The sequence below is a fragment of the Ruegeria sp. E5 genome (assembly GCF_056534105.1).
On the sequence record NZ_JBQFPA010000005.1, the window covers coordinates 229,121 to 248,191 of the forward strand.

General features: G+C 53.7%; 14 protein-coding genes. 5 read left to right on the top strand and 9 right to left on the bottom strand.

Annotation, left to right across the window (positions count from 1 at the left end; all coding sequences use genetic code 11):
- Positions 1–260 precede the first annotated feature (260 nt).
- From ACR0BI_RS18270 to ACR0BI_RS18285, 4 genes are all read right to left on the bottom strand, one after another.
- Positions 261–461 carry a hypothetical protein gene (locus ACR0BI_RS18270; RefSeq protein WP_170392775.1) on the bottom strand — a complete coding sequence of 67 codons (201 nt, stop codon included), beginning with the start codon at positions 459–461 and terminating at the stop codon, positions 261–263.
- Between the two features lie 658 nt (positions 462–1,119).
- Positions 1,120–2,109, bottom strand: coding sequence for a HupE/UreJ family protein (locus ACR0BI_RS18275; protein WP_480888637.1), 990 nt, complete (start codon positions 2,107–2,109; stop codon positions 1,120–1,122).
- Positions 2,106–2,900, bottom strand: coding sequence for a peptidyl-prolyl cis-trans isomerase (locus tag ACR0BI_RS18280; protein WP_480878965.1), 795 nt, complete (start codon positions 2,898–2,900; stop codon positions 2,106–2,108). The genes ACR0BI_RS18275 and ACR0BI_RS18280 overlap by 4 nt, the downstream gene beginning before the upstream one ends.
- 194 nt (positions 2,901–3,094) lie before the next feature.
- A complete protein-coding gene (locus tag ACR0BI_RS18285; RefSeq protein WP_480562570.1) occupies positions 3,095–5,017 on the bottom strand; it encodes a DUF3604 domain-containing protein in 1,923 nt (640 codons plus the stop codon).
- Between the two features lie 712 nt (positions 5,018–5,729).
- On the opposite strand from ACR0BI_RS18285, the gene ACR0BI_RS18290 reads away from it, so the two are divergent.
- Positions 5,730–7,505 carry an amidohydrolase gene (locus ACR0BI_RS18290; RefSeq protein ID WP_480562569.1) on the top strand — a complete coding sequence of 592 codons (1,776 nt, stop codon included), beginning with the start codon at positions 5,730–5,732 and terminating at the stop codon, positions 7,503–7,505.
- 439 nt (positions 7,506–7,944) lie between these two features.
- The gene (locus tag ACR0BI_RS18295) at positions 7,945–8,646 is read left to right on the top strand and encodes a hypothetical protein (protein WP_170392770.1); all 702 of its coding nucleotides are present in this window, start codon (positions 7,945–7,947) and stop codon (positions 8,644–8,646) included.
- A gap of 171 nt (positions 8,647–8,817) precedes the next feature.
- Here ACR0BI_RS18295 and ACR0BI_RS18300 read toward each other — a convergent pair whose 3' ends face one another.
- From ACR0BI_RS18300 to ACR0BI_RS18315, 4 genes are read right to left on the bottom strand one after another with little or no spacing between them, the layout of a single operon-like run.
- Positions 8,818–10,335 carry an ABC transporter permease gene (locus ACR0BI_RS18300; RefSeq protein ID WP_480562568.1) on the bottom strand — a complete coding sequence of 506 codons (1,518 nt, stop codon included), beginning with the start codon at positions 10,333–10,335 and terminating at the stop codon, positions 8,818–8,820.
- A 10-nt stretch (positions 10,336–10,345) separates the two neighbouring features.
- Positions 10,346–11,395, bottom strand: a complete 1,050-nt coding sequence (locus ACR0BI_RS18305) for a quaternary amine ABC transporter ATP-binding protein (protein WP_170392768.1) — start codon at positions 11,393–11,395, stop codon at positions 10,346–10,348.
- A 58-nt stretch (positions 11,396–11,453) separates the two neighbouring features.
- The gene (locus tag ACR0BI_RS18310) at positions 11,454–12,422 is read right to left on the bottom strand and encodes an ABC transporter substrate-binding protein (RefSeq protein ID WP_170392767.1); all 969 of its coding nucleotides are present in this window, start codon (positions 12,420–12,422) and stop codon (positions 11,454–11,456) included.
- Between the two features lie 35 nt (positions 12,423–12,457).
- Entirely contained in the window at positions 12,458–14,683 is a 2,226-nt protein-coding gene (locus ACR0BI_RS18315; RefSeq protein ID WP_480562567.1) for a DUF1989 domain-containing protein, read from the bottom strand.
- Between the two features lie 203 nt (positions 14,684–14,886).
- Between ACR0BI_RS18315 and ACR0BI_RS18320 the strand changes: the two genes are divergently transcribed.
- On the top strand, positions 14,887–15,897 hold the full coding sequence (locus tag ACR0BI_RS18320) for a LacI family DNA-binding transcriptional regulator (RefSeq protein WP_170392765.1): 1,011 nt from the start codon (positions 14,887–14,889) through the stop codon (positions 15,895–15,897).
- 737 nt (positions 15,898–16,634) lie between these two features.
- On the opposite strand, the gene ACR0BI_RS18325 is transcribed toward ACR0BI_RS18320, so the two are convergent.
- The gene (locus ACR0BI_RS18325) at positions 16,635–17,483 is read right to left on the bottom strand and encodes a LysR family transcriptional regulator (protein ID WP_170818946.1); all 849 of its coding nucleotides are present in this window, start codon (positions 17,481–17,483) and stop codon (positions 16,635–16,637) included.
- 86 nt (positions 17,484–17,569) lie between these two features.
- Here ACR0BI_RS18325 and ACR0BI_RS18330 point away from each other — a divergent pair, with 86 nt between their 5' ends.
- Together ACR0BI_RS18330 and ACR0BI_RS18335 are read left to right on the top strand one after the other, a co-directional pair.
- The gene (locus ACR0BI_RS18330; RefSeq protein WP_170402540.1) at positions 17,570–18,037 is read left to right on the top strand and encodes a cytochrome c; all 468 of its coding nucleotides are present in this window, start codon (positions 17,570–17,572) and stop codon (positions 18,035–18,037) included.
- A gap of 13 nt (positions 18,038–18,050) precedes the next feature.
- Positions 18,051–18,959: a c-type cytochrome gene (locus ACR0BI_RS18335; RefSeq protein WP_480562566.1), complete on the top strand. Its 909-nt coding sequence runs from the start codon at positions 18,051–18,053 to the stop codon at positions 18,957–18,959.
- The last annotated feature ends 112 nt before the right edge of the window (positions 18,960–19,071 follow it).

Below are 19,071 nucleotides of genomic sequence, written 5' to 3' on the forward strand. Positions count from 1 at the left end.
TCCTGGGGTCATTCGCCCAATCGTGATCCTGGTAGGCATCGACCTCTATCCGGCGATTGAAGTAATGGTTTGCTTGGTCCGCAGGAGAACTGACCACTCAACCAAAGATCGCTTCATGTAAAACCCGTAAAACATCGCTTGTCGTTTGTTTTATCCCATTTATGGCGAGCGGGTTTGAAGGTGCTGGCTGAAGTATGCGTTCCGCAATTACCATGAATTCAAATAGAATGGCTAACGTTAGTTGTTTAACAAGTCCGCACTCAAAGTGCTTTTTCATATGCAAATTTGCCAGCATCGGCTTTGGTTTCTTTCTCACCATTTACATACGTCCAAGTCACCTCGTCGCTGGAAAAATCTAGTTTCAAAACGCCGGGAGCATTGGTGATCAACTGATCCGCAAAAGCGGCGGGTTCTAATCGATCGGTTTCTGTATTCCCTCCAGCGCCTGAGATGAAATTCATAGTGCCACCCTTGGCGGGCCTCCCATTTCCATCCGTCGGCTCGGTGCGCTCGTAAAATGGTTATGCCCATATAACACAAATAAAACACCGGAATCCGCAAGGACTTTAAAAAGTGCTTTTGCGTCGGAACCGCCCCTCGGAACGGTTGAGTAGGCAGGTTTGTGATAAAAGTCACCAATGCAAGCATCTGGGTTTGCGGTAATAATTTCGTTCAACCAGGTTGCCTGTGGAGAGCCAGGCGACGCATCAGCCTCGCTATTTAGCGATAGCAGGGGCCAATTACCTGATCGAAGCGCATAGTAGCCCTTCCGATCTGGCCCTGCGCGTTCTCGCCAATAATCATAGTATCCATAAGCACCCGGAGATTTGCATTCATGATTTCCGGGAGCAGGCCATGTCCGTGATTTTGCCGCCCTCCAGTAAGGCTCATGGTAATCGTCAAACGCGGCAGGTTCTCCACGCCCATACCCGATCCACAGTTTGGATATGTAGCAACTATGGCCGCTTAGGTAAACTAACGTTGGGCATGCGATGAAGTGGGCTTTTTTTCGCAACCTATTCTGCGCGGTTGCACCTGCATCCGGTCAATTTGCGCGCTTCGCAATCGACTAGTGCCTTGAGCCGATCTACCACCTCAACGACATCGAGGTAAATCGCTTTAGAACCCACTTAAACGTTCTATGAGCCAGTACATCGATACCGACCCGATGCCATAAGCGGCAATCACAGTCGCCCTTTGGCTAACTGGACGTGCCATCAATCGCCAGATCGCGACAAGAAGTGCCAAAGCTCCGACAAAGCTCAACTGACCAGCTTCGACGCCTAGGTTGAAGGCAAACAAGGCTGCAGGAATATCGTTGGAGGGAAGTCCTATCTCGGCCAAAGCGCCTGCAAAACCAAGGCCGTGCAAAAGCCCAAATCCGAAACAAACGATCCAGGGCTTTTGTTTTGAAAGTCGAAAACGCCCGTCACCGCCCTTAACAATTTCCATTGCCAAAAAAACGATAGAAAGCGCAATGACGGCCTCGACCGGCGGGCCGGGGACATTCAGAAATCCCAGCGTTGCCAGTGCCAGTGTTATTGAATGTGCCAAGGTGAATGCCGTGATTGCTCCCGCCAGTCTCCACGGATCAGGGACCAAAATAAATAGGGCGAAGACGAAGAGCAGATGATCCCAGCCTTCTAGTATGTGTTCATAACCCAACTGAAAATAAGCTATGAAAACAGACCATGTTGTCTGTTCAAAAGGTATGTTTTGGATGGCATCATCCGGGGTGAAACGAAGCGTGGCAGGCTCGGAGTGCAGAGGATGCACACGGACCAAAACGTCGTTCTTTTGTGCCGCCAGTCCGTCGATCTCGATGGATTGGCCCGCGATCTCAGCACGGCATTCGACAACCCAGGAAGAAACCCACGCTCGCCCATCGGAGATTGGGTCAGGGCCGTGCGTGGGTGTACAGCCATCCGGTAACACCGCATCAATCGCCATTGGTTGACCATACACATCTGGTTTTCGCCAATGGACACTCCAAGTGTCCGTAGTGATTTGTCGAATTTCCAAGTATCCCGGATCAAGCGCATGCGCGTTGGCGTACCCCGTGGGCCACGCGAACAGCAGAGCAAACATCAAGCTGAAGATGAAGTTCATTTGACCTGACCTGTGAGATCGGGTGCTGTGATCTCATAATTGTCGGCAAGAGCCTCGTATTGCGCCTGCGCCAAATCTTCGCTCATGGCGCGACGCCAATCACGAAGCACCACACTGTGGATCTCTTGCAAGCGAGGTATCCGGCTTGGTTCAATGGCAAGCACTTTCACCAGATGGATGCCGTAACCCGATTGGACCGGCCCCATCCACTGGCCTTTTTCGAGATTGGCGAGACCATTGGAAAATCCGGTTCCAAAGACCGAGTCGATTACCCGTGTCGCGGTTAGGGGCATTGATGCAGGCAGTAGTGTCGCGCTTTCCAAGCCGGAAGTCTCTTGCTCCGCACGCAAGGCGGCCAGTGCCCTTTCAATCTCGGTCTCACTTGGTTCTTCACCAAGAAAAACTTGAGTGAACGCGACCTTATTGGGTGTCGCGTAGCGGTCCGTGTTTTGTTGGAGGAAAGCCTCTAGATCTTCGTCTTCTGGAATAACTGAAGCGGCGATGGCTTCGGTCAGAAAATCCATCTTTTGGCTCAGCCGCGACCTGATCACGCTATCTCCGCGTTCTAAACCAAGTTTTCTTGCTTCCCTAACTAATACTTCTTCGCGAATTGAAGCGTCGACCAAAGCTTGTAACTCGGAACCGCTTGGCTGGCGTTTCCACCTTGCTTCGAACTGTGAAGCTAACAGCGCGGCATCACTTTCGCTTATAGTTATCGTCTCCGGATCTGCAGCGGCGTCGTTATCTGGTGATATTATGTGGAACCAAATGAATATGGCAGCTCCGATCATGAAGAAATGGAACAGAGGTTCTTTCACTATTCGCATGAAGGCTCCTGCGTGAAACGCGATACGGCATTATGTTTTATGCTGGCATCAGGCAGTTGAATAACACAAGGAATTGCAACTCAAGGCGCGCCGCTTATCATAAGTTCGTCCCGAGTTAGTGATTGCGACCTGGGTCCCCAAATCTGCACGAAGTAAGGTCACTCTGCAGGCGTGTACCAAATCGGCGAGGAATACGCGCGCTCCTGATGCGTAAGTACCGCATCTTCTGGCAGCTCCGCACCAAACCTCAGTTTGTCGTACAACACCCAGCGTGGGGTTGGGATTTCGAGCGCACGTACGTAATAGAATGCCCGCGCATTTGGATCGAAATCAGGGTCAGACCAAACGGTTACCAGTTCGGCGGTTCCAATTGTATTGGTCCAGCTGGCGGTTTCCAGATCCACGGTATTCCCAACCGCAGGGATCTTGCCGTTTTGATCGGCAACACGGTTGTCCGACCATGCCACGTCATAGACGTTTTCCTGCAAAGCACCTTCGGAATCGAGCCATCCCTTTATCACCTGTACACGATCCAGGTTGGCCCCGACCGGGTCGCGCAGAGCAGCGATCAGGAATGTGGGTGGACCTTCACCCTCGCGAGGTCGCAGATCCGAACCCATTGGAACACCTTTTGTGTAGCCCACATCCGCAAGGAAGCGAGTTTCGACATCAGCGTCGAGGAAATCCCATCCGCCAAAGAACCGTAGACCAATCCGCGGTCCAGTGCTCGCGTAGGTTTCGCGCCGCTTAAACGCATCGAAGATCGCAGCGCGAGTATTGTCGGTCGCCCAAACGGCCGTGTACCCGGAAGCTACAAGGAGGTCGCCAGGAATTTCGCCAAGATCGTTGGCGATGAAAGGATGCTTTATTCTCGTGGCCGAAGGTTCAACGCTGACGGATTTTCCGAAGAAGTTGTCTTCCTCAGCAGTTGCCAGAGACGTATGGCTGTCCGTCGCGCCACCCATGCCAAACTTATATGGATTCACGCCGAACTTCTCTTCCAACAACAAACCGCGCTTCAAGGCTTCTCGGGCGTACTCGCCGGCCAGCATGTCATCGGTTTTCAGCTCGGTTATGTCGAGGTTGCCAACGTCCCAGTTTTCGTAATCCGCGAATTCGTCGTCGGGGCTCAGATAGGGGTGCGCTTCGCCATCGCCCTTGATCTGAGTGACTTCGTAATGGGGTTCCCATTTTGCGCGGGCAGCCACATATTCCTCGTCGACCTTGCCACCGTGATAGGTGTCTTCGGTCGGGAACATCCATCCGTTCGAAAGGTTGCCATTATGGGCGAAAGCTACCGCGCGACCACCCGTTTTTTCTTGATAGTCATCTAGCCATGCATACAGCGTTCTTGGGTCGGTATCACCAAATGGCGGTTGCGTGACTGGCGGCACCATCTGAAGCGCCCTGATGGGCCCATCGCGCAGCATAACATTCCGGTGCAGGTTGAAGCCCTTGGGTACAGAAGTCCACTCGAACCCTATGAACGCCGTGAAATTGCCGGGGTCGTTATGTTCTTCCGCAGCCAGAACGATTTGCTCCCATGTAAAAGCAAAAGCGTCAGCACCCGGGCTGTAGGAGTCCAGAAGGACTTCTGGCAGGGTCATTTGCGAGAAATTGGTGATGATATCGAACGCCGCTTTGCCGGCCTCTTCGCCGCCTGCCTTGTAACCTTCGTACCATTCCAAACCTTTCGGATCGGCAAGAACGCCTGGCTTGCCAGCCTGAAGGTCAGGGGCGAATCCCATTAGGTCAGTGTGATCCGTGAGAACCATCCAGTCCAAAGGCCGGGCCAGTCTTACTGGTTGACCCGTTGAAGAAGTAACCTGTTCACCTTTTGCAAAACGCCATGCTTCATCAGGCAACAGAGTGTTCCCAAAAGCACCTGCGTCCAGCGAAAGCCCGGTGTGAAGATGCGTGTCTCCCCACAGCGGTCGCTCGGGGAAAGTGCGTTCGGCATACGGGGAATACGGTTGATCTGAGAACAAGCCTGCCGCGGCTTCTTCACTTGGAACAGCATCTGCAAGGACAGTCGATGATGCCAGCCCTAGTGAGATAGAACAAACAAAAGCTCGAAGCATGTGGAACTCCTAAATCAAGATAGCGCGGTGGTGCCGATGACCTACAACTCAAGAATTTATATTCCTATTTATCTATATAACATCAATTTTCCGTTTGTGGGGATATTCCGCTTTTGGCATTGTCACGATGGTATACTTAGGAGTTTGTCTGAAGAAGTTGGTCTAACAATAACTCCATAAGCCATCTCCTAGATTGTTGTGCTCAACATCGATAACGGAAGCTTTAGAGAAATTGCGACTCAGCACCGCTAGGATTGGCAAATGCTCGGCCGCCCTCCATTGCAGCAGCCATCTAACTTTAAGATGAAGGCCTGAGATGGATCTTGGGATAATTTAAGATCAGCAACTCGCCGCAGCCCAAACCAGGCCTTCAAACCTGCGCCTTGCAATTCTAGCTTTGCAGACTTTGCCGCTATTAGCGATTAACTGTTTTAATGTCCGCTCTCAGATCAAAGAAGAAAGCGAAAAAAAGCGGTCAGGCTAAGGAAAGCTGACCTTCGACGACCCGGAGCTGAAGGCCCCGCTTGCGGACAAAGCAAGGGTAAATTTCAGAACTGAATCGCGGTAATTTAAGTTGCTAATAGTATCAAGATATTCAACGCTGTGCATCAGATGGGCGCGCGCGCATTGCTCGGAAGCTTGCTTGAGGGTCCCGTTCAGCCAATCCCTGCGTTGGCGAGGATCAATGTTTGCACAATGATTGGATAGCCCCATGGCCTTCTCATTTCGCTTCCTGTTAGCGCCCGTTGCATTAATCGCCCTTGCGACGACGGCAGTACACGCTCAAACCGCCGACACCATATACACCAATGCGCAGGTCTATACGGTCGACCCTGAACAAGAATGGGCCCAGGCGTTTGCGATTGAGGATGGACGTTTCATTGCTGTCGGTTCAGCAGAAGAAGTCGTTGCGCTGGCTGGGAGCGAGACTGAAACGATCGACCTTGCGGGTGCGATGGTATTGCCGGGCCTTTATGACATCCATGTTCATTTCCGCAATTGGTACGTTGCTGCGGCATTGTCTGACGAGGTGATCCGACTCCCGGGCGATGCCGACCCGGAAGCGGCAACGGAGTTGATTCGCGAATTTGTAGCTGCGCGCCCAGATCTCGAATACCTTTTTGGATCTGGATTGGCCAACGAGCTGTTTGATGGAGAACCGAACACTACTTGGCTTGATGAGGCAGTCTCTGATATTCCGGCCTATATTATCACTGCAACCGGGCACGAGGCAGTGCTGAATACACCGGCGATGATCGATAGCGGTATTGATGTCGATACACCGGACCCACGGAACGGGATCATTGTGCGGGATCCAGAAACAGGAGAAGCAACAGGCTACATGAAAGAGGCCGCGATGGGTCTTTACGCGATGCCATTTCTACGCGGGCTGGATATCGAAACCCACGTTGATGGCGCAAGGGACGTGCTACACTTGCTTGCCTCAATGGGTGTGACATCTGCCAGAAACATGCATAGCGAATTGATAAATGTGCAGGCGCTACATCGGCTTGCAACGACCGAGGGGCTTCCGATCAGGGTTAGTGTGGCGTGGACCTACGATTCTCCGACGCGGGCATATCAATCCGTGGAAGACCAACGTGCTGCAATCGACACGTTTCAAGACTTGATCGCGCCACGGCTGGACCCAACCTTTATTAAGGTCAATATCGATGGCATTCCGACTGAAACCGGAGCGATGCTGGAACCTTTCCTGACGAACGCCTCGAAAGCGGAACAGTCCCAATCTGACGCGGTTTCAAAGTATGATCCTCTTGCTTCTGGTCAGGGCGACTATGGGCTAATCTTTTTCACCGAAGAGGAACTTGTGGCCGACATTATCCGGTTTGAAGAACAAGGTATGAAAGGCATGGTTTTCCACACTGTGGGTGATCGCGGTGCTAGGCTTGTTCTGGACGCAATGGAAATCGCACGAAACCAACTGGGCGAGCTGAAAGGCCGCTACCAGCTTGCCCATTCGTTTTTCATATCGGAAGATGACATGCCAAGACTGGTAGAACTCGATCTGACACCGGAATTCTCGCCAGTACTATGGTTTTCGAACCCCCACAACGATGTCGTCAACCGCGTGGTTGGCCCGGAACGCGCGCAGAGGGTTTTCCCAATGCGCTCTGTGGCTGACGCCGGAGGACGGGTCGTTATCGCTTCTGATGGTCCGTTGTTCATGCAGACCCCATTGGCATCGATCGAGGCGGCCGTGACCCGTATCGATCCTGTGGCTGACACGAGTCCACCCGATCCTGCGGTGGGCCAAGCGATCACGCTGAAGCAGGCAATTGATGCCCGCACAATCAACTCTGCATACTTGGATTTTGCGGAAGAAGAGCTTGGCTCAATCGAAACCGGCAAGCTTGCCGATTTCATCGTGCTTGACCGCAACCTATTTGAAATTCCGATCTCGGAGGTCAGTGAGACGCAGATATTAAAGACGTTCGTCGAGGGCGAGATGGTTTTTGAGGCCAAATAACGTTTTGATCTGAGTTTATTTAACTCACTGGCAGCAAGGCTTCCGAAAGAGACGCATGGTCCAGGCTCTCTTGGGGGTTACAAGGCCATGCGCTTGTGAACGCACCGGGTTCAATTCGGCAAGGCCGAGCGCCTGTACAAGTGTTTGTTTCAAGGCACGCCTTCAACCATGTAATTCTCGCTTTCCGTGCTTCTTTTTCATTGGCAAACCTTGCGTCATTGGGCGCGATGGGCTCGAGGCACGTGTTTGGCAAACTTGAATAATTGGCTGTTAAGCAGACAAAAGCTGCCGTTGATCGTTCAGTACGATCGGTACTCAAAAAAACTAGTCGGTGGGCATTCTGAGAAAGCCGCTATCGCACCTTCTTCACTTTCTGGGTTGTGCTTTTGATCACAACGAGTGTCTCATCTGCTTGTAATATGTTCGTTGGATCTTAGCCGTGTTCGAAGCGCCGACATACCTCGCGATAACATCGATTGCAGTCATTGGTACTGTTCACGTCTTCTGCGTGTCCTTTTTCCGCAGATTCCCGGCCCCGGCAAGCTGGCTATCTGATTTTTCATCAGGGATCGGACTTGGCTATGCTTTCCTATTCTTGCTGCCAAAAATCGGTGAATTGTCAGCCGGTTTAGCTGCAACCGGGAAATGGGAACACTCGCTGTATGGTTACTCTCTGCTAGGATTTCTCGCTTACTACTTGTTGGAAGCCGGTCGCGAGATAGGGGTCGACAACAGGTTGTCTCTTGGCTTGGATACAGTGGCACTCGGAACCTATAACTGCTTGCTTGCCATTACAGTCATGCAAGCAACCGCAACTTCGCCTGAACTGTACGTCATAGGAACGTTGGCCTATTCGCTGCATTTATTTGGAGTGAATATTTATCTCTATAAAACCCACCCCGGGCATATGTCTGGATGGTTACGTACATATTTTGTCGCTTCACTTACGGTCGGCATATTAATCGGTCTCAACGCGGACAAAAGTAGCATGCTCTATTCAATCGCGACCGGGTTAACGGGGGGCGTGATTATAGCTCTATCTCTTCGGGTTAAACTGCCCGATCGTTCTTCAATGAATACAAAGGCTCTTTTGATTGGTGTGGTGTTCGCTGCGGTCGCAGTCGTTGTAACCCGGTACTGATCCGAGGACACTATTGGACTTTTCTTTAGATTAATGCACCGGATGTTTCTCAGCCTTTTTTGAGAGGTATGGGCAAAGCATCGGATTGCTCTTCAGGCAGCGCCCGCCACCTACTGGCTTTGAAAACACACCTAGAACTTCAGACGGATGATCGTGCGTTTGCCACAATTGTTATTTTCGTCCGGCCACAATCCGATCTAAGATTAACGCGCAGAACAAGATTGCCAAACCGGCCAGAATTCCTTGTCCCGCCGCTGCGTATTGCAGTGCCTCTAGCACGTCCTCGCCCAAACCCTTGGCGCCGATCAGCGAGGCGACAACAACCATTGCCAGAGACATCAGGATAGTCTGGTTCACACCTGCCATGATGGTCTTGTGCGCCAAGGGTAGGTCTACCCGCCATAGCAGGTAACGAGGCGTTGCTCCAAAGGCCAACGCGGCTTCCCGCACAGTTTCAGGGACTTGCTGCAGGCCAAGTACGGTAAAGCGGATTACCGGAGGGCTACCGAAAATCATGGTTGCAACTACGCCCGCAGGCTTTCCAGATCCAATAAAAGCCACCACCGGAATCAAGTAGACGAAGGAGGGCATTGACTGCATGAAATCTAGAATGGGCCGCACGATGGCAAAAGCACGTGGGCGACGGGCGCAATAGATACCCAATGGAATGCCCAGCGTGATCGAAATCAGCGCCGCGGCGCCCAACAGGGCGATTGTAGTCATCGCCTTTTCCCAAAAATCCAGTAGGCCTAGATAGGCCAGCGCGGTTCCGGTGAAGATCGCCACACGGGGACCAGCCGACAGGTAAGCCAGCATGATGATCACCAAAGCTACGACCGGCCAGGGGGTATCGACCAGCACAACCTCGATCCAGTCCAGCAGGGTGCGCATCCCATAGGTCAGACCATCAAAGAAGCCGCGCCCGGCTGTCTTGGTCCACTCGAACACCGCTTGCACACCATCGCCTACGTTCAGACGCCAGTCCCGGTTGGTTGGGAAGGTCTTGAGCACAGCCACCGCGTCCGGTTGTGCAAATTTGATCATAGACAGGATCACCACCACAGCGGTCAACGCCGTTGCCACAATCAGACGAGAGATAGACCAGCCGTGGGCTACACTTGGGTCTGAACGCCAGCGCGCGAATTGACCTTCAAGCGTCCAGTTGGCCAGCGAAGCAGCTAAAAACTTGACTGCCAGCAGAAGGGCGATCCCAATAATCAGATACGTGACACCGGTAGAGTCCGCTGTGCGTGCGGCCTCCTGCGCGCCAGCCAGAGCTCCTTCGAGTGATTCCGCCGCGCGTTTCAACGATTCCAACGTGGTCGACCCGGTTTGCTCCGCCGCTGCAATCTGCTGTCGGCGCAGCTCCAGTGTCTGCTCGATCTGTACGGCCCGCTCGCGGAACTCGCGCCCAAGATCACCGAACAAACCCAGACCGATCTGGATGCAGGCCAGCGTTTCCAAAACCAGAAACCCAAGAAACCACGACCACAGCCCGCGTGCGCCAAACCAGATCGGCCCGAGGATTGCTGCAGCTGTGTTTAATGTAAAGCGATAGCCTGGGGCCTGCATCATATAGGCGAAGGTCTTCTGGTAATAGGCGTTCCCCTGACCAACAAAATCTCCTATTAGCCCATTCAGACGGTCGGCGGTTTCCGGTTGGATCTGTTGCGTATCAACATGTTTCATATCGTTGTCCTTACGCCTGACTGTCCTGAATTGCGCGGATCAAACCCGCACGGTTAATAACACCTACCGTCTTGCCATCCTGCGTCACAGCTACGACTCCATGTCCGTCCACGCAGAGGTTCATCAGGTCGGACAGATCCATATCTGGGTGAGCCTCTTTGGCATCCTCCGGGAGTTCGCCGTGATGCGCCTCGAACTCATCGACCGGTTTCATGACCGCATGGGCGAAGATCATATTGAGTTTCGAAATCCCCGCCACAAAGTCGGCCACATAGTCGTCAGCGGGGTTGAGTATGATCTCTTCCGGCGTGCCGATCTGCACGATGCGCCCGTCCTTCATGATCGCGATGCGGTGGCCGATGCGGATTGCTTCATCCAGGTCGTGGGTGATAAACATCGTGGTTTTGTTCAGCTTGTGACTGAGGTCCATGAACTGATCCTGCAACTGCTTGCGGATTAGCGGGTCTAGGGCCGAGAACGGCTCATCCATCAAAAGGATTTCAGGGTCTGCAGCGATCGCACGGGCCAGTCCCACGCGTTGTTGCATACCGCCTGACAGCTCATGTGCGTATTTGTCTTCCCAACCGTTCAGTTCAACCAGCTCCAGCACCCGGTCCGCTTCTTCCCAGCGGCGTGCTTTCCCGGTTCCGCGAATTTCCAGCGGCATTGCTACATTGTCGCGGACTGTGCGGTGAGGCATCAGGCCAAAGTTCTGGAACACCATCGCAACGCGCCGGTTACGCAGATCGCGCAGACCTTCATCGTTCAGGCCCATCACATCCTCGCCATCCAGATAGATATGGCCGTCAGTGGGCTCCAGCAGACGGTTCACATGACGCACAAGGGTCGATTTACCCGAACCCGACAGGCCCATGACGCAGAACAGTTCACCTCGTTCGATCTCAAAGCTGGCATCAGCCACGCCGACAACGCAGTTGAAGCGTTCCAGCACCTCAGCCTTGCTCAGGCCCTCGCTGTGGATAGCGTTCAAAGCCTCCTGCGAGCGTGTACCGAAAACTTTCCACACGCCTTTTGCGTCGATTGCTATTTCCGCTGTCATATTGGCCCCATTGGAATTGTGTTGGTTCGCGCCCCCGATAGTCAGGGGCGCATGGGCTTTAGTTGGTCGTCAGTCCCAGCCAACCGTCGACGATATCGCCGTTGGCGGCGATCCATTCGGCTACGACTTCATCCGTGTCACGGCCCTTGACTACGACTTCATAAGTCAGACCGCTTAGCTCTCCCGCATCCATGTCGATATTGGCAAGGAAAGAGGCCGCTGCCGGGTTGCGCTGTTCCAGCGATTTCGAATGCGCTACTGTCACGGTTTTGACCGGTTCACCCGTGCTGACATGGGATTTGTTATACCAATCGGCATCCTGATCGGGCTGAACCATCTTGTAGGTGGCCGCGTCGTGCTCGGGCTCTTCCAGAATGGTCACGTCATATAAGGCGTGTACGTAGTGTGGCGCGTAGCAGTAGAAGGCCGCGCCTTTCTTCTGGTCGATCTGATCTTTCAGACGGGAATAGAACACGGTTTCGTCTTCGGTGGTCGGCGTCAGAAATGTCTCGATCCCATAATCCCGCACCCGCACCTTGAACGTGTTGGTCGAGGCCCAGCCCGAGGCACCAACCCAGACCTCACCCATGCCGTCGCCATCGGAGTCAAACAGCTCTTGCGCGACGGGTGTCGCCAGGTCGTAGATCGAACGGATGTTGTGATCTTCGACCATGTAGTTTGGCACGCAAATCCCAGCGCGGCCTTCGTAACTGCCTGAGGACAAACCTACGGTGCCTTTCTGATCGACATATTCATCCGTAAAGGACGACTGGTTCGGCAGCCAAACATCCGGGTGTACGTCGATGTCACCACGACCGCCATCCATGGCGGCAAAGATCACCGCGTTTGCTCCGGGGGCATAGCCAGCTTCTCCACCCAAGCGGGTCTCAATGATCTGGCCGATCACACGGCTCATTATTTTGGCACCGGGCCAGCTGGGCTCGCCCACCATAACCTTTTCTTGTGCCATCGCCGTTGTTGCGCCGAAAGCAAAGGTCAAGGTTGCAATAAGTTTCAGTTTTTTCATGTACTTTCTCCCGTTGCGTTGAGTTGCATGCGCCTTCAGGCGCGCGCCCGCTTACGTTGCGGGTCTATGAATGGAATATCCGAGACGGTGGCGCGCAGGCGTTTCATCCGCCCGTCGAGTTGACCGATCTCAAGTTGAGTGCCGTTTTCCGCGTGTTCGATGGATAACCGTGCCATTGCGATTGCGTGTTCCAGCGTCGGTGATCGGGTGGCAGACGTTACCACTCCTACTTGCCGTTCACCTGTATAGACGGGTGCACCGTGCGCTGGCACATCATCGCATCCGATTAAAAGCCCTTTAAGCGCCCGACGTGGCTCGCGCAGGTTGCGTTCCAGTGCGGCTTTTCCAGTGAATTCGGTTTTTGTCAGATCGACGGCGAAGCCAAGACCAGCCTCAAAGGCATCGACACCCGGCGCAAATTCGGCATTGGCCGCGGCCAGCCCTGCCTCTATCCGGATGATGTCCAGGGCGGCCGAGCCCATTGGCGTGATCCCAAACTCTTCCCCAGCCGCCATCACCGCATCCCAGATCGCAACGGCGTCGGATTTGGAACAGAAGACCTCATACCCCAACTCACCGGTATACCCCGAGCGTGACAGCATAAACGGCGCACCCTCGCGGTCACGTAGCCGCGCGACGGTGACGCCGAACCATTTCAGATGATCCAAGCCTGGCACATGCGGTTGCGTAAAGGCGATCTTGCGTAGCAGTTCGCGCGACTTTGGCCCTTGAATGGCCAGGTTGGGCATTGCTCCACGCAGCGCATGGATCCGCACTTGCAGGCCACGCGCATCGGCCAGTTCTTGCAACGCGCGCCCGCTTTCCTCGGTGCCGCAACACCAACGGAAGATTTCGGGCGCAAGTCGGAACAGGGTGCCATCGTCGATCACCGAGCCGCTCTCGTCACACATCAATGTATAAGACCCGCGCCAGACCGATAGCTTCGCCACATTGCGCGTGGTGGCCAATTGCATCAGAGCCTCGGCATCCGGGCCGACAATATCGAATTTGCGAAGCCCGCTCATGTCCTGAACAGTCACCGCCTCGCGACAGGCCCAGTATTCACCCAACGTGCCGTGGGCAGGGTAACTGACGGGCGCCCATAGGTCGCGCGCAGGTGCGAAATGCTGGGTTAACGGGGCCAGACGGTCGTGAAAGGCCGACTCCTGACTGATCGACATGGGCGCGTCTTCCTTTTCACGATAGGCAACCGCACGGCGGATGGGCGTTTTGGGGCGGTAGATGCGTACATGCACATCGGTCGGGTTCCAGCCATTGATGGGATCAATGTCGTCCGGGCAGGCGGTCGAGACGCAAACCAGATCCTCAAGCGCGCGCATGGCGACATAGTCACCGGGACGCGAGTGGGATTCTTCGGTTAGAATGTGATGGTTCGTCGGGTCGATCCATGTATTCCAGAAGAAATTGATTGCAGGCCACGCAGCCCGCTGTGAAACACCGTAAGGGGCCAAGGCATTTGACATATTATCCGAACAGTTCAGATGGCCGGGGAACCCTCGCTCCTCATACCCGCGAGCGGTACAGGCTAGCCCGAATGTGTCATGCCGACCGCAGGTATCCTGAACCACATTCAACAGCGGGCGCATCTCACGATCAAAGAATTTGTCCAGCAAGCCGGGGCCGGGATAGGCACGGCGCACCATCGACCGAGTGGCAGTTGAATCGATCATCCATTCCTGGCCACGATCCAGCCCATCAGTTCGCAGCGCCATGAAGTCAGAACACTGCTGGCCTTCAATGTCGATGATTTGAACAAATTCTCCAGCCTTCAGTTCATAGGCCAGAGCGCTACCGCGTTGCACGGTGAATTCGTCCCGTGTATCACCCAGCAAAGGTGGCAAAGGCGGCCCTTTGACCATTGCTGGTTTGTGCAAGACTGTGATGTTCCCGGTCGTACTGCCTTCAATCAACCCTGTGACCGCGGTTGTACGGATCACCCAGACAGTAACCGTGCGGTCTGCGCGGAGAATCAGCGGCTCGGGTATATGGTCCAGCATGTGACAGGGAACCTGCCGACTGCCGCCATGCGCCGTAACCCAAGTCAGGAGCTGTGTACTGTCAAAATCGTCCCATTTGACCTGCCCGGTTACAGTCAAACTCAGTGCCGCCAGTCCCGACTTTCCATCATTGGTGAACGCCACAACATCCAGTGCCTGCTCTGGACCAACCCCTTCTATCGAAAGCAAATCACCGGGCTTTACGACCAGTCGAACAGCCTCACGTGGGGCAAGGATATGCATGCGGGTGTCAGAAGCGTTTTGAAACCCAGGAAACAGGCGGCCAGGGCTGTCAAACCCCGAGTTGGTAAACGCATGTAAGACGGATGACCCCTGCATATCGCTGCTGAATTCCCAAAATGTAACTAGTTACAGAGGTTGATGAAACTAGTTACATATGTCAACTCTTTACTCAGAAATCCGCGAAATGGACACCAAATCCTACGATGCAAAAAGCCCCAGAGTCTAAAAAACGCGCAAATCTCAGAGATGTAGCAAAGGCTGCGGGCGTGTCTGTCGCGACGGTGTCGCGCGTGTTGAACGAACCGAGTGTGGTTAAGAAAGATACTCTGGAAAAAGTTCAAGCCACCATCGCTGACCTCAAATTTGTCCCAAGTGCGGCCGCGCGCGCGATCAACTCCGGACGCACTAGATTTGTCGGCGCATTGGTCCCAACTCTGGACAACGCAATCTTTGCCCGCTTTCTTGCGGCGCTAGAGCGCAAGCTGTCGGACCACCAATTGTCACTGATCGTAGCAACCACCGAGGCAAATCTGGATATCGAAGCCAAGAAAGCCAAAAGCCTGCTGGATATCGGAGCTGAGGGGCTGATTGTCACCGGAGCCACACACAATGCCGCGCTGCTCGATCTGATCGAGCGCACTATGCTGCCAACAATCATTACGTCTTTCTTTGACCCCGAAAACCCGTTGCCGACCATCGGGTATGATAACGCAGCCGCGGCGCAACTTGCATTGCAGCACCTTGCAGATCTCGGACATCGTGACATTGCTGTCGTACATGGCCCGGTTCACGACAATGATCGCACACGAGCTCGCCTTGCAGGCATTACAACCTTTCCCTTCGCTGGAAATCTTTCAACCTTCGAAACCGAGATCAGCCATCAGGGCGGAGTAAACGTTGCAAAACACCTCGGCGGTCTAAACACCAAGCCAGATGCAATTTTATGCCTATCTGACGTCGTTGCGCTTGGGGTTTTGCTTGGTCTTCAAGCGCAAAACATCAGGGTCCCGGACCAGATTTCTATGATGGGCGTTGACGACCTTCCAATTTCGTCCGTGACCGTTCCGCCTCTGACAAGCGTGCATCTACCTGTTTCTAAGATGGGTGAACGAGCAGCAGACGCGCTAGCCGATTGGATCGCTTCTGATCAGGCACCTAAATCCGAAGAGCTCGCCACACGACTCGTTGTTCGGAGCTCTACAAAACGAATTTAGACGACCTGGACATCACGATTTGCGAAACGAACAACGCTATGGATGATGCCGAAGGCCTAGTGCGGGCTCTGATCGCCAGTCGGCGCAAACCACGGTGGATGTCAGCGAGAAGCGCGTTTGCTCATTAGTCGAGGCGCAGCGAATACCTGAGAAATTCTAAGAAGGGCGCTGACTAACCGGAAATGCCTTGACTTGCGAATGTTTATGTCTGCGCTCCTCTGAGGAAAAATAACATATAAAATCAGTAAGCTAATATCTATCAAATGGCGAAGCTGTGTGTCTCACCACACTCCTGTTGTTTAAAGTCAAACGAACCCGATCTAACCGTCATGGTTGGACCAGAAAAGCGGTGGACGTTCGTCATCAGAAGACGCCCCCAATGTTAGAAATTAGTTGAATTTGACATTTGCTTCATAAACTAACCCACCGCCCCCAGTTCATGCTCCGACGGACTGTTTGGTTTGATCTGACTTCCCTTTCGGAAAATCAGGGCTGATTTGTAGGTCAGGCAGCGAAGCTGTCTTGGGGACGAGGTAATGCTATTCGGCAATAGTGCTGCGGCCCGCAGACGCAAGCTGAGGACACGGTTTTATCCAATGGAGTTGCCTTAGAGGTCAGCCGCGCCTTTTGCGACGTTCGTAACCGTAATGATCGCGCGCTTCCTGCCACCGGACGAAACCCTTGAAGGCCTGAAAGCGTACAGTCCGCCTGAGCGAGGACGCGACTTCCCGTTGTTCTCAGCGGCAGAGTGTTTTGTTGGCTATGCGATCAACCAAAGCTCGTTGTACAATGGCAAACCTCGGAGTGTGTGCTATTTCATCAAGTGTCGCGACCCACAGTGGAACATCAATTCCAGGATCCATCTCGCTCGATAGCTGAAGCCGAGGGTCCGCGTTCCCGATGAACAAAGGCAGAAACGCTCTGCCCACCCCAGATGCAGCCATCTGCTGAAGCACTAAGAAGCTATCTGCTCCGTTGGTCATTTCATCCGCACTGACATGATCGGCAAGCCATTTTGCTGGAAGAGAACGACTCAATGCCCCATCAAGCCGCAACCATTTTCGATTGGTGCCGCCGTCGTCGAAAACTCCAAATGACAGCGTACCTGCGCGTTCCCCAACAAGCCCTTCTTCAAGTTTTATGGAGGGTCTTACGGCGATGTCCGCAGTTAATCTCGATAAATCATGATGGCTGTTGCCGCTCAATAAAGTCAGCTCCAAGCCAGGGTATAACTGGGATATCTCTTTAAGTATTTGGGGCAAAACAAGCTGGCAAAGGCTGTCAGTTGACGCGATACGTACGTGACCTACCGGAGACCGGTTTGCTCCTACAAGCGCACGTTCGACCGATAGCACCGCATCTTCGACGCTTTCCATAGCCGACAGAACTGCTCTGGCCTCGGGCAGGGCGGAGTATCCCGAAGGGCTTTTCTGGAAAATCACACAGCTATTGCGCTCTTCGAATGCGGCCACCCTTCGCAACACGGTCGCATGCGTGACGCCCAGTGCCGCTGCCGCTGCATTGAGTGAGCCGTATTTGCTTACGGCGAGCGCGTACCGAATATCATCCCAGTTTTCGTTGTTCATAAATTAACAAATGACGACCAATAACAAACAATTGCAAGAAAAATCGTTCAAGTTAACATTCGGAGCATTAAACAGGGAGACACATCATGAAGAAGAAGTTCTCAGTATTCGCGGCAGGTCTTTTGTCATTGGCCGCCATTGGCACAGCCATCGCCCAAGAAAGTGAAAACCCAGCTGTGAAAGCTCGTACCTCAATCATGCAACTCTATGCCTTCAACCTTGGTACACTGGGCGGAATGGCTAAGGGAGAGGTCGATTATGACGCCGAGGCCGCAACTCGGGCCGCGAATAATCTTGTTGTACTGACACAAATCGATCAATCCGCGATGTGGCCCCAGGGATCTGACAATGTGTCCGATCCGACCACCCGTGCATTGCCTGCGATCTGGGAGAACTTCCCTGACGTGGGTGCAAAAGGGCAGGCCATGGCAGACGCCGCTGTTGCGATGCAGGCTGCGGCAGGTCAAGATGTTGATGCCCTGAAAGCAGCGATGGGCGATCTGGGCGGAAGCTGTTCGGCATGTCACAAAGCATACAGAGCTCCAAAGAACTGATTGGGCACTAACGGTGCGGCGCTTTCTTTTCTTTGTCGCAATCGTCATTGTGTTGGTCGGGTTGGCCGGTTTGGTTCTGACCCGACCTCAACGAATGGAACAATCACGACTCGACGGTTTGAACCCAGATCTTGCCAGAGGTGAAATCGTGTTCCACGCGGCAGGATGCGCATCCTGTCATTCAGCGCCGGATGCGGTCGGTGAAGACAAGCTCGTGCTCGCTGGTGGTCGCCGGTTTGAGACGGAATTCGGCACGTTCATTGCCCCCAACATTTCCAGTGACCCGGAAACTGGTGTCGGATCCTGGTCTGCCCTGGATCTGGCCAATGCCTTGATCCATGGAACCGGACCCGAAGGGCAGCACTATTTCCCAGCGTTTCCCTATACCTCTTACGCCAACATGTCGGCCGAAGACGTGGTTTCGCTACACGCATTCCTCGGCACGCTGCCAGCGGCCGCAACCGAAAGTGTTGCGCATGAAGTAGGTTTTCCCTTCAACGTTCGGCGCGGATTGGGGGGATGGAAGCTCTTGTTCATGTCATCAGGCTGGGTGGTTGAAGGTGATCTGACCGACCAACAAAAACATGGCAGGTATTTGGTCGAGGCGCTGGGTCATTGTGCTGAATGCCATACCCCGCGAAATGGTTTAGGGGGCCTGAAACGAGACCTTTGGCTGACGGGTGCACCAAATCCAAACGGGAAAGGTCGTATCCCCGGCTTAACCTCAGACCAGCTTGATTGGTCAGAAGCAGACATTGCCGAATACCTAAAATCTGGCTTTACACCAGACTATGACAGTGCGGGTGGTGAGATGGTGGAGGTCATCGAGAACACCTCACGGCTGACGGATGAGGACCGTTTGGCGGTTGCCGCCTATCTCAAGGCTGTTCCTGTTTCGTCGACCGGGCTTTCATCCGAATAACAGTCGTTTGGCACCACGCACTGGCGACCAGATGCTGTCGCCGTTAGGATGCCGTAAGACCTATTCCCTTTTCGCCAAACACCTGATTTACGTTTTGAACATCGGAGCTCAC